This is a genomic window from Sutterella massiliensis (assembly GCF_016899755.1).
In the GTDB taxonomy this organism is placed as follows: domain Bacteria; phylum Pseudomonadota; class Gammaproteobacteria; order Burkholderiales; family Burkholderiaceae_F; genus Sutterella; species Sutterella massiliensis.
This window is the reverse complement of sequence record NZ_JACJJC010000003.1, coordinates 129,173-140,607: the sequence shown is the minus strand read 5'-3', so window position 1 is coordinate 140,607 and position 11,435 is coordinate 129,173. Positions and strand designations below refer to the sequence as shown.

Below are 11,435 nucleotides of genomic sequence, written 5' to 3'. Positions count from 1 at the left end.
CTCGTCTCAGTCTGCGCTGCGTTCGGGTCGCTCGTCGAGCGGCTCGAGCGCAATGAGGAGCTTGTGCCCCATGGCACGAAGCGCCTCGCCGATCGTGTCGAGCTTTGTCGCGTGCGAGAGGCGCAGGATGCGCTGAACTTCCTGCGGCTTGATGTCAAGTCGTCTGGCAAGTTCGGCCGGGTAGACGTTCGTGCGATTGGCCGTCACGATGAGTAGGAGCTTTGCGCGAGACGTCGGCGAGAGTTCAATGCAGCCTTCCCCCGCGTGCGGGCGCGACGGTGCGGGCAGGGGCTTGTGCGCGCGAATACGCGCTTCGAGCGCCGCAATAATGCGTTCCTCAAGAACGGCGCGTCCGACGGCAAAGGAGGGCGCCTCGTAGGCGGCCTCTTCGAGCTGCGGCAGGTGAAAGCGATACGTTTCCGACGGAAGACGCTCGACGTGGTAGCGGAACGCTTCGGCGTAATTGAGCGTTTGAGCGGTGATGGCGGTCATGGGCGGCGGGCTCGTCAAGTAAAAAACGCACTTGAGGTCATTCTAGGAGCAAAGTTCCGAACAAACACGCAGTCGTTTTTTCTTACAATGCGTAACTTCTTTTTTTTTGAATCCAGGTGAATCGAGAGGGTTTTCACTTATGACCGATGCAACCTTAGACCGAATTGCCGGCGCGCTCGCCGGCATGGTGCTTGGCGACGCGCTCGGCGTGCCGGGCGAACTGTGGCCGCGTGAAAAAGTTCGCAGCCGCTTCGGCCGCATTGAAGAATTTCTCGACGGTCCGGCCGACAACATCGTTGCCTGCTATTTCAAGGCCGGACACTACACCGACGATTCGGCGCAGGCCTTTGTGGTGCTTGAGGCGCTGCTCAAGGCGGGCACGGTGCCTCCCGCGAAGACGCTTGCCGACGATCTGCTCGAGTGGGTGCGCTCGATGAACGGCTTTGAGATCAATCTGCTCGGTCCTTCGTCGAAGGCGTCGCTCCTTGCCTGGAGTAAGGGCGAAGATGCCGAAGCCGTCACGAAGCTTTCGCTCACGAACGGTGCGGCGATGCGCATTGCCCCCGTCGGTTGCTTGGTTGAGGCAAACGAGCACGAAAAGCTCGCCGAAACGGTTGCGCGCGTGAGCCGTGTGACACATTCGACCGACGTCGCGATTTCGGGCGCCGCCATGGTGGCGCAGGCCGTCGCGTCGGCGGTTGCGGGCCGCAGCTGGGACGAGATCCGCACCGATATCGCTGCGATCCATCCGATCGCGCTTGTCAAGGGTGAGCCAACCTGGGCGGCTTCCGTGCTTGCGCGTCTCGAAGCATTCGAAGCCATGGTTGAGAAGCTTGGCGACGCCCCCTCGGAAGAAGACGTGAGTCTTCTTATTTACCGCGCGATCGGCACGGGCACGATGACGAGCGAATCCGTCGCAGCGGCGCTTGCCGTTGCACTCTGGTGCCGCGATCCATGGCTGGCGGCCGTGATGTGTGCCAACATGGGCGGCGACACCGACACGATGGGCGCAATGGCGTGCGCGATCTGCGGCGCCAAGTGCGGCATTTCGGGTATGGACGAATCGGTTGTGAAGTACCTAGAAACGACGAATGGAATCGACTTCCGCGCACTCGCCAAGCGGATTCTCGAAGCACGCGCGAACTTCACGATTGGGGACTGAGATGCGAAGCGTGCCTGAGATCCTTCGTTCGCTCGCGCCCGAAAAGAAAGTCTTCATCCTCGGGAGCGCCTTCGTCGACGTGGTCGTGCGCGTGCCGCAGATGCCGCAGTCGGGCGGAGACCTCGAGGGCGAGTGCCGCACGACGACGGTTGGCGGGTGCTCCTTCAATGTTGCCGACGTACTCTCGAAGTTCGCACTGCCGTTCGAAGCACTCATGCCCGTCGGCGAAGGCATGATCGCCGACATTGTCGAGAAGGCGTTTCGCGAGCGCGGCTATCCCGTTCGCCGCTATTCGGACCGCGGCGACAACGGCTGGTGCCTCTCATTGGTCGAGCCGCATGGCGAGCGTACGTTCGTCTCGATGTTCGGGATTGAGCGGCGCATGTCGCTCGACTGGTTCGACGACTTCGATATGGCCGAATTCGATCTGATCTACCTCTCGGGCTATCAGGCCGAGGGGGAAAACGGTGCCGTGGTGCTCGAAGCGTTGCGCCGCAAGCGTCCGGATGCGGATCTCATTTTCGATCCGGGTCCGCGTGCGCTTGAAATTCCGGCCGAACGCATGAAGGTGCTCCTGTCGCTCGGCACGATTCTTACGATCAACGCGCAGGAAGCCCGCGCCATGACGGCCGAGCCCTCGGCCGAAGCCGCCGCGCGCATACTTTCGCACCGTACGGGCCGCCCTGCTGTCGTTACCGACGGCGCGCGCGGTGCGGTGCTTGCCGAGGGCGACGTCGTGCGCCTGATCGAGGGCTTCCCCGTCGATGTCGTCGACACGATCGGTTCGGGCGACTCACACACGGGCGGCTTCATTGCAGGGCGCATGTGCGGTCTGCCCCTTGACGAAAGCGTGCGGCTTGCCAACGCTGTTGCGAGCGTCGTGACGGGGCGTGAAGGCGCAGCCACCGCACCCACCGTTGCCGAACTCCTCGCGCTTCACGGCTGAAAGCTCCCGCTCTTCGCGAAAACAACTACGAAACGATTTTTTCAACTCAAAGCAGCAATTCAATATGTCTGAAGCTCCCAAAATCGAGCGCAACGGCGTCAATCCCGTGCCCGACAACGAACGCTACGGCAAGCCCGCCGACCTGTTCCCGGTCTGGTTCTCTTGGAACATTTCCATTTTCGGCATTACCTGCGGCATTTACGTCTTCGGTCTCGGCCTTTCGGTTTGGCAGGCAATGGCCGCGGGTGTGATCGGCTACTTCGCCTCCTGTGCGCTCGTGGGCATTCTTGCGGTCGGCAGCGTCCGCACGGGGCTCCCCACACTCGTGCAGTCGCGTTTCGCTTTCGGCTATCACGGCAACAAGATCCCGACCTTCTTCGGGTATGTGGCCAATATGGGCTGGAAGGTGACGATGCTCTCGATGGCTACGTCAACGCTCGCCGACCTCGTTGCTCATCTTCTGCCCGTTTTTTCGAACGGCTCTGGCGGCCCGACCGAACTCTGCACGCTGCTCTCCTTCGTCGTCGTGATCGTTCTCACGATGTCGGGCGCCATTTACGGGCATCAGCTCATCTTGAAGGTTGAAAAGCCCATCGCCTGGATCACGGGCCTAATGACGCTCGTCTATCTTTTCTTCTTCATTCCGCAGATCGATTTCGGCGCGCTCGATTCGGCCCCCTCGGGCAGCTTCGGTACGTTCTTGGGCGGCATCGTGCTCGCCATGACGATGGTTGGGCTCGGCTTTCTCAACTATGGCGGCGACTACTCGCGCTATCTCCCGAGAAAGACCCCGGCGGGCGGCGTCGTCTTCTGGACAATGACGGGCATTGCGCTCCCCGTTTCGGTGCTCCTTATCCTCGGCGTCATGCTTGCCGTGGGCAATCCTGCGCTTCTTGAGAAGGCCAACCACGAGCCGCTCGCTGCGCTTACGGGGATTCTGCCTTTCTGGTTCTACGTGCCTTTCTCAATCGTCATCATCGTCTCGCTCATTTCCGCGGGGATGACCGGCGTCTACAGCTCGGGTCTTGCGCTTCTCGCGATGGGCGTGCCGCTCTCGCGCTGGGCGACGACTCTTGTGAACGCCGTGATCATTGCGCTCGGTTCGTTCTACCTGCTCTTTATTTCCGACTCCTTTGTCTCGACCTTCCAGTCGTTCCTTGCTGCCATTTCCGTGATCATGGGCTCTTGGGGCGCCATTGAAATGGTGGACCTCATCCGTCAGCGCCGACTTGGCTGGGACGTCGACATGGCGCAGCCCTACGGCGAGGGTGGCCGCAACTGGCGCTGGACGGCGCTCCTTTCGCTCGGCGTTGCAACGCTGATCGGTTTGGGCACCATCACGTCCTCGGACCCCTACATTGCGCATGTGGTGAGCTTCCTCTTGCCCGAAGGCGTTGAAAAGAGCGTCTTTGCCGTCGCCAACATCGGGCTTGTTGCCGCGATGCTTGCGGGCGGGTTTCTCTATGCCTTCCTCACGTTTGTCCTCAAGTGTGAGGTGCCGCCGGTTCGCCGTCGCTAAGTCTCGATCTGTCGGTCGGGCTACTGCCTCGGTCGATCGGCTGCAAAAAGGGCGCGCCATCGGGCGCGCCGCGCGCCGCCGCTTCGTGTGCGTTCGGTTGATATGAGCGCATCGAAGCGGCAATTGTTTGGGGCGAGAAAAAACCGATTGGCGAAAAAGCAGAAAGCCCGCAGACCGTTAGATCTGCGGGCTCATAAATTCGGCTGGTGCCCGGGAAAGGACTCGAACCTTCACGGCCGTGAAGCCGCCAGCACCTGAAGCTGGTGCGTCTACCAATTTCGCCACCCGGGCAACCGAGGAAATGAATTTTGCCTGAGCGTCCCTTTTTTGTCAAGGGTGGAAAGTAAAAATCTTCAAAAAAACGCTCGGCTGCTGCGTGGTGGCCTCTCGGGTGGCAGACATTGCCGCGACTTTCGCAGAGAAGCGTGCTGCATCGTCGGTGGGCACTACGTCGCATGCGGGACGAGAGTCGGGCAGAGGCGTGAAAGAAAACGGCGGCTGATTTTGCGCCTCATACTATGATCCTTATTGCTTACTTTTGTTGAGTAGCTAACGATAGAAAACAATTGACTAAGAGTCTCGTAAAAGCTTTTCCGCCTGCGGCGCCGAGCGAGGCCTGCTTTGCGGCAAAAGCGCGGGCAAATTGAAGCGGCGTACGTTCGGCGATTCGATTAAGCTCGGCGACGAGATGCACAGTCGGGAAAGCGGCGCCGAGATTTCGCCGGTTTTCCGGCACCGGAAGAAGACGATATGGCTAAAAAGAAAAAGAAGGCCCCTGTCGAAGAGACGATCCTTGAACTGACGCCGCGTCAGATTGAAGACGCGAAGGCGGCGATTCTCGAAGTCGGCGCGGACGTGAGCTACGCGAAAGCGAAGAGTCTCCTCATCAAAAAGCTTGGCGTGGCGCGCAGCGTCGCCAATGCAATCATTGTGGCGCTGCACCAAAGCGGATTTGGCGGCGAGAGCAAAAACTGGTTCGAGCACCCGGACGCGCAGTGTGTCAACGGTGTGGTTCGCGGTGCACGCCAGCTCGAGCGCATGAGCGTGATGTCGCAGGATGACCCTTCGGTCGAACTCGAACTCAACGGCGAAGCATCCTATCTGCCTGGGGACGTTGTTGAGCTGCGCCGCGCAGAACACGGCTGGCGTATCGGCCGCTTTATTTCTCGCGGTCAGAAGCGCTGGGTGTGCCGCATCACCTATTCGGGAAGCCGAAGCATTTCGGTGACACCCGTCTCGGCTTTCGCGCCTTTCGAGCTCAGCGTACCGCGTGAAGAAATTCCGGCTGAGGTCGATCTCAAGCGCGACGCGATCGAGGTGGAGCTTGACGAGACGGAACTCTCGCCGAGAAAAATGCCCTTTAATTGGGAGGGTCCGGACTGGAATGCGCTAGAAGCGCACTTCGTGCGCCGTGTCGGCCGCACGGACGATCCGCTCGGCGAAATGGCGATCGCTTCGGCTGAGCACGGCGTGCCGATCGAATTTTCCGCCGAGGCGCTCGACGAAGCGCTCGCACTGCCCGACAAGGTCGACCGCAGGAGTCTTGCGCATCGAGTCAATTTAACGGACCTGCCATTCGTAACGATCGACGGCGAGGACGCGCGCGACTTCGACGACGCGGTTTACTGCGAAAAGACGGATTCGGGCTGGCGTCTGCTTGTCGCGATTGCCGATGTGAGTCACTACGTGCGGCCGGGGTCGGCCCTCGATCGCGATGCGCAGATGCGAGGCACATCCGTCTACTTTCCGGCTTCTGTTGTGCCGATGCTGCCCGAGAAGCTCTCGAATGGCCTCTGCTCGCTCAACCCGCATGTCGATCGTCTCGTCATGGTTTGCGACGCGCTCGTTTCGTCCGAAGGCGAGACGACTGCCTACCAGTTCTATCCGGCGGTTATTCACTCGCACGCACGCCTCACCTATACGCAGGTGTGGTCAGCGCTCTCAGGCGAAGCTGCCGGTCTCGAAGCAGTAGGCGAGCGCATCGAAGAGGTCCGACGCCTGCATGCGCTTTACGGCGCGCTGCGCCGGGCGCGCAAGGCTCGCTCGGCGCTCGACTTCGAAACGCAGGAGTCGCAGGTGATCTTTGACGAAAAAGGGGGGATTGCCGGCTTTCGCGTTCGCGAGCACAACGATGCGCACCGACTCATTGAAGAGTGCATGCTCGTCGCCAATGTCTGCGCGGCCGAATTCGTGCTTGCCAACAAGCAGCTCACGCTTTTCCGTGTGCACGAAAAGCCGAGTGCGGATCGGCTCGCCACGCTCAAATCCGTGCTTGCACCCTTCAAACTCAGCGCCGGGGACGGGTCGGCAAAGTCGCTTCAGGCGCTCATCGAAGCGACGAAGGCGATGCCCTTCCTACAGACGGCGATTCTGCGCACCATGTCAAAAGCGTGCTATCAGCCGGAAAATGTCGGTCATTTCGGTTTGCAGTACCAGGCCTACGCGCATTTCACCTCACCCATTCGCCGCTATCCCGATCTGTTGCTGCACCGCACCATTCGGGGCATTCTCACGAAGCGCCGCTATGTGCCCTCGGTCGTCTTTGACGACGCAGCCGTCATGTCGGGCTATCATGCGCGCTCGCTCGGCGCGAAGCCCGAACGCGAAGAAAAGCCCGCTTCGAACAGAACCGCTGCCGGACGTGCACAGGCATGGGCGCGTCTCGGCATTTTGACGAGTGCGGCCGAACGGCGCGCCGACGATGCTTCGCGCGACGTCATGCAGTTTTTGAAGTGCGACTACTTAAGAAGCCGCGTCGGACGCAAGTTCAAGGGCACCGTGACGGGCATGTGTGCTGCGGGTGTCTTCGTCTCGCTCGACGAGATGCCGATCGAAGGGTTCGTACATATCTCGAACCTCGGCTGGGGCTACTACGACTATGACGAATCGCAGATGACGATGACCTCCTACGACGAAATGACGCAGGTGCGCATCGGCGACCGCGTCGTCGTTCGGCTCGATGCCGTGGAGCTTGAGACGCGGCGCATCAACTTCCAGCTCGTAACGAATTCGAGCCGGCATGTCGTCAAGGGCGGCCGCGCCAAGCGACAGCGCTACCGCGACGACTGGTTCTGAGGCCGGGGCGGCGCTTCCCGGCGCAGCACATCGGACGAACTGTTATGCTCTCGCCCGTCGGGACGCCCCGCGGGCGTCAGCCGTTTAATTCTTTTATTGCTGAATCAAGCCGTGACCAAAAACAAATCGGAAAAGACGAGTAAAAGCGACCGTGTTGTGCTCGCGGGCTTTCATGCCGTGGCTGCGCGGCTCAAGCTCGATGCCGCTTCGATCGAAGCGGTGTATGTCGATCCCGAGCGCCGTGACAAGCGCATGCGTGAAATGCGAGAGAAGCTCATGGCTGCGGGCGTTCGCGTGATGAATGGCGACGCGCGCCGTCTCGAGGGGCTTTCGCCCGACGTGCCGCATCAGGGGATCGTGGCGCTCGCGCATGAAAAACGCTGCGAACTGGATTTTGCCGATCTGCTCGACGAAATCACGCCCGAAACGCTCCTTCTCATTTTGGACGGCGTGACGGATCCGCGCAATTTCGGCGCTTGTCTGCGTGTGGCCGATGCTGCAGGCGTACAGGCCGTGATCGTGCCGCGCGACCGCTCGGCTCGCATGACGCCCGCCGCTGCAAAGGCCGCCGCTGGTGCTGCGGAAACGGTGCCTGTCGTTGAGGTGACGAACCTCGCTTCGGCGATCGTCGAACTGCGCGACGCGGGCGTGCTGGTTGTCGGGACTTCGGGCGACACGGAAAAGTCGATCTACGACTTCGAGCAGACGCGCGCCTTTGCCTGGGTGCTCGGCGCCGAAGGCGAGGGGTTGCGTCAGCTCACGCGCCGGCGCTGCGACGACCTCGCGGCCATTCCGATGGTCGGGACCGTCGAGAGCCTCAACGTGTCGGTCGCTTCGGGCATCTGCCTTTTCGAGTCGCTCCGACAGCGCATCGCCAAAGGAGTGGCGCCCAAGGGCATTGCCGCAGCCGAGCGCATCTGAAAAACGACGAAAAATCGATCGGACGAAAAAAATCGGCCCGATTTACACACACGGGACGCGAATTCCAGGTAGAATCGCGTCCTTTCCTGTCCTTGCTGCACCAAAAGACGCTTTGGGCAGCTTTTTCCGCAAGGAGGCTAAATGCGTCACTACGAAATCTGCATCATCGTGCACCCCGACCAGAGCGAACAGGTCCCCGCGATGATCGAACGCTACAAGACTTTGGTCGCCGAACAGGGCGGCAAGATCCACCGTATTGAAGACTGGGGTCGCCGTCAGCTCGCCTACCCGATCGAAAAGCTTGTGAAGGCTCACTACGTGCTGCTCAACATCGAATGCGGCCACGACACTCTCGCTGAAATCGAAAACGGCTTCCGCTTCAACGATGCCGTTCTTCGTCACCTCACGGTCAAGACGAAGCATGCCGAAACGGGCGCTTCCCCGATGATGAAGGTCGTCGAGAAGGAAGAAGCGAAGAAGGTCGCCGCCGAAGCTGCCGCTGCTGCCGCTCAGGAAGCCGCCAACGCTTAATTCGACAGAGACGCGCTCGGCTTGAGACCGCCGCGGCGGTCCGGCAGCGAGGGAAAACGTGTCAGGCATTAATTCGGTAGAGCTCGTCGGCACGCTCACGGGCAAGGAAGCGGTGCGGTATACGCCCGCGGGCCTCGAAGTTTTCGAAGGCACCTTTCACCATCGTGCGCAGCTTGTCGAAGCGGGTAGAACCCGAACGCTTGAATTCGATTTTCCTGCCGTTTCCTACGCGGAAACAGCCAAAGCGCTCAACGGACTTGCGCCCGGCGCGCAGATCAGCCTCAAAGGCTTTCTCGCGCCGCGGTCCATGAAGAGCCGGCGCCTCATCGTACACATCACGGAATTCAATTAAGGAGTCATCAACATGGCTTTTGGTGCTAAGGGCAAGGGCAAGCCCCGCCGTTCGAACCAGCAAAATTCGCTTTTCAAGCGCAAGAAGTTCTGCCGCTTCACGGCTGAACACGTCGAACAGATCGACTACAAGGATGTCGAAACGCTTCGCGACTTCATCCAGGAAAACGGCAAGATCATGCCGGCTCGCCTCACGGGTACGAAGGCGCACTATCAGCGTCAGCTCGACACCGCGATCAAGCGCGCTCGCTTCCTCGCCCTTCTCCCCTACACGGACAACCAGTAATCGCTGAGAGGAGTATCCAAATGCAAGTCATTCTGCTCGAAAAGATCGCGCATCTCGGCGAACTAGGCGACATCGTCAAGGTGAAGGACGGCTACGGCCGCAACTTCCTCATCCCCCAGGGCCACGCCAAGCGCGCCACGAAGGCCGCCATCGCCGAATTCGAAGCTCGCCGTGCCGAGCTCGAAAAGGCCCAGGCCGAACGCGTTGCTGCTGCCCAGGAACTCGCCGCTCAGCTTAACGGCAAGGAAGTCACGATCGCTTCGAAGTGCGGCGTCGACGGCCGTCTCTTCGGTTCCGTCACGAACGCCGACATCGCTGAAGCTGTCGACGCTCTCGGCTTCCAGATCAAGAAGTCGCAGGTCCGCACGCCGCTCGGCGCCATCAAGGCCACGGGCGACTACGTGATCACGATCGGCCTCATGACCGACATCACCGCCGACATCACGGTGAAGGTTGTCGCTGAAGCCTAATTTCGCGCACCGACGCTCGGAATCTGTTTCCGAAGCAAAAAGTGCTTGAAATGACGAAGGGGTCTCCGAAAGGAGGCCCTTTCTTCGTTAAGCTAAGGACGATTTTCTTTTTCGGGTGAAACGCGAGCGTTTTTCTCGACGGCGCTCGAAAGACCCGCCCGATGACGATGCTCGCTGCGCCTGCCGCGCCAGCGTGAAAGGTAGAAGATGACCGACAGAGACACGACACAGACCCCCGCGCCGCACGATCCGACGATGGCGCCGCCCGATGCGCTATCGGCGCCGGTGCGCCAGCCGCCGCAAAGCGTGCACAGCGAACAGGCCATTCTCGGCGGGCTCCTAACGGACAACTCGGCGCTCGACAGCGTCGTGGACGTTATCAAGCCCGACGATTTCTGCCGGCTCGATCATCGAGAGATCTACGAACAGATCGCGCAGATCATTCAGAGCGGCAAGCCCGCCGACCCCGTCACGCTTGCCGAGGCCCTTCGCAACAAGGGGCGTGAAGCACAGACAGGCGGCATTGCGTATCTGACGCAGCTCATCTCGAATACGCCTTCGGCAGCCAATATCCGCCGCTACGCCGAAATCGTGCGCGACACGTCGGTGCTGCGCCAGCTGATCGCCGTTGGGGACCGGATTGTGACGAACGCGCTCGCGCCCGAGGGGCGCGAAGTGCGCGAAATTCTCGACGATGCCGAGCGCGAAGTGCTTGCGATCAACGAGCGCAATTCGCGCGGCCAGCGTGGCTTCCAGCCGATGGCAACACTCATTCGCGATGTGAGCCAGCGCATCATCGAGCTCTATGAAAGCCGTGACTCGGGCGACGTGACGGGCGTCTCGACCGGGTACCGCAATCTCGACAACGTGACGGCGGGCCTGCAGCGCGGCGACCTCATCATCATTGCCGGACGCCCCTCGATGGGCAAGACCTCGCTTGCGCTCAACATCGCTGAAAACATCGGCGTCGATCAGGAGCTTCCCGTTGCCGTCTTCTCGATGGAAATGGGCGCCGAGCAGCTCGCTCAGCGTATGGTGTCCGCCGTCGGCAGAATCGATGCGCAAAAGCTGCGAAAAGGACGCCTGGACGACGAAGACTGGGACAACTTCACGGCGGCGATGCATCGCCTTGAAGACAAGCCGATTTTCATCGACGACACGCCCGGGCTCTCGATTACGGAGCTCTCGAGCCGCGCACGCCGCCTCGTCAATCAGGCGGGACCGCTTGGACTCATCGTTGTCGACTACCTGCAGCTCATGTCGGGCGGCAGCCGTGCGACCGACAACCGTTCGCAGGAACTCTCGGAGATTTCCCGAGGCCTCAAGTCGCTCGCCAAGGAGCTTTCCGTGCCCGTCATTGCGCTCTCGCAGCTCAACCGAAGCGTCGACAGCCGCTCGGACCGTCGTCCCGTGATGTCGGACTTGCGAGAATCGGGCGCAATCGAACAGGACGCCGACGTGATCATGTTCATTTACCGCGATGTTGTCTACAACAAAGACACGCCCGAAAAGAATCTGGCCGAAATCATCATTGCCAAGCAGAGAAACGGTCCTATCGGCACGCTTCGAATGACGTTCTTGGGCGGCAATACCCGCTTTGAGGCCTACACGGACGAAGGCTACTGGGGCGGGATCGAAGAGTGACAACCTGAAAAAGCGTCCGAGAGCACAACGGGCGGCTC

11 protein-coding genes and 1 tRNA gene are annotated in these 11,435 nt (G+C 60.7%); 10 read left to right on the top strand and 2 right to left on the bottom strand.

Going from position 1 to position 11,435, the window contains the following annotated elements; genetic code table 11:
• Positions 1 to 6 precede the first annotated feature (6 nt).
• Complete coding sequence (locus H6A60_RS03105) at positions 7 to 492, bottom strand: hypothetical protein (RefSeq protein ID WP_205101947.1); 486 nt, start codon at positions 490 to 492, stop codon at positions 7 to 9.
• A gap of 139 nt (positions 493 to 631) precedes the next feature.
• On the opposite strand from H6A60_RS03105, the gene H6A60_RS03100 reads away from it, so the two are divergent.
• The 3 genes from H6A60_RS03100 (at position 632) to H6A60_RS03090 (ending at position 4,119) form a co-directional block, all read left to right on the top strand.
• On the top strand, positions 632 to 1,654 hold the full coding sequence (locus H6A60_RS03100) for an ADP-ribosylglycohydrolase family protein (RefSeq protein ID WP_205101946.1): 1,023 nt from the start codon (positions 632 to 634) through the stop codon (positions 1,652 to 1,654).
• Position 1,655: 1 nt separating this feature from the next.
• Positions 1,656 to 2,600 carry a PfkB family carbohydrate kinase gene (locus tag H6A60_RS03095; protein ID WP_205101945.1) on the top strand — a complete coding sequence of 315 codons (945 nt, stop codon included), beginning with the start codon at positions 1,656 to 1,658 and terminating at the stop codon, positions 2,598 to 2,600.
• Between the two features lie 64 nt (positions 2,601 to 2,664).
• Entirely contained in the window at positions 2,665 to 4,119 is a 1,455-nt protein-coding gene (locus H6A60_RS03090) for a purine-cytosine permease family protein (protein WP_205101944.1), read from the top strand.
• A 204-nt stretch (positions 4,120 to 4,323) separates the two neighbouring features.
• On the opposite strand, the gene H6A60_RS03085 is transcribed toward H6A60_RS03090, so the two are convergent.
• Positions 4,324 to 4,410, bottom strand: a tRNA-Leu gene (locus H6A60_RS03085).
• 459 nt (positions 4,411 to 4,869) lie between these two features.
• Here H6A60_RS03085 and H6A60_RS03080 point away from each other — a divergent pair.
• The 7 genes from H6A60_RS03080 (at position 4,870) to dnaB (ending at position 11,397) form a co-directional block, all read left to right on the top strand.
• Entirely contained in the window at positions 4,870 to 7,194 is a 2,325-nt protein-coding gene (locus tag H6A60_RS03080) for a ribonuclease R family protein (RefSeq protein ID WP_205101943.1), read from the top strand.
• A 111-nt stretch (positions 7,195 to 7,305) separates the two neighbouring features.
• The gene (rlmB, locus tag H6A60_RS03075) at positions 7,306 to 8,115 is read left to right on the top strand and encodes a 23S rRNA (guanosine(2251)-2'-O)-methyltransferase RlmB (protein ID WP_338054829.1); all 810 of its coding nucleotides are present in this window, start codon (positions 7,306 to 7,308) and stop codon (positions 8,113 to 8,115) included.
• A gap of 141 nt (positions 8,116 to 8,256) precedes the next feature.
• A complete protein-coding gene (gene rpsF, locus H6A60_RS03070; protein ID WP_205101942.1) occupies positions 8,257 to 8,646 on the top strand; it encodes a 30S ribosomal protein S6 in 390 nt (129 codons plus the stop codon).
• A gap of 58 nt (positions 8,647 to 8,704) precedes the next feature.
• Positions 8,705 to 8,998: a primosomal replication protein N gene (locus H6A60_RS03065; protein ID WP_239477548.1), complete on the top strand. Its 294-nt coding sequence runs from the start codon at positions 8,705 to 8,707 to the stop codon at positions 8,996 to 8,998.
• 12 nt (positions 8,999 to 9,010) lie between these two features.
• Positions 9,011 to 9,283 (top strand): 30S ribosomal protein S18, encoded by a 273-nt coding sequence (gene rpsR, locus H6A60_RS03060; protein WP_139687927.1) that lies wholly within the window; start codon positions 9,011 to 9,013, stop codon positions 9,281 to 9,283.
• A 20-nt stretch (positions 9,284 to 9,303) separates the two neighbouring features.
• Positions 9,304 to 9,753, top strand: a complete 450-nt coding sequence (rplI, locus tag H6A60_RS03055) for a 50S ribosomal protein L9 (protein ID WP_205101941.1) — start codon at positions 9,304 to 9,306, stop codon at positions 9,751 to 9,753.
• A gap of 255 nt (positions 9,754 to 10,008) precedes the next feature.
• Positions 10,009 to 11,397, top strand: coding sequence for a replicative DNA helicase (gene dnaB / locus H6A60_RS03050; protein WP_205102020.1), 1,389 nt, complete (start codon positions 10,009 to 10,011; stop codon positions 11,395 to 11,397).
• Positions 11,398 to 11,435 lie beyond the last annotated feature (38 nt).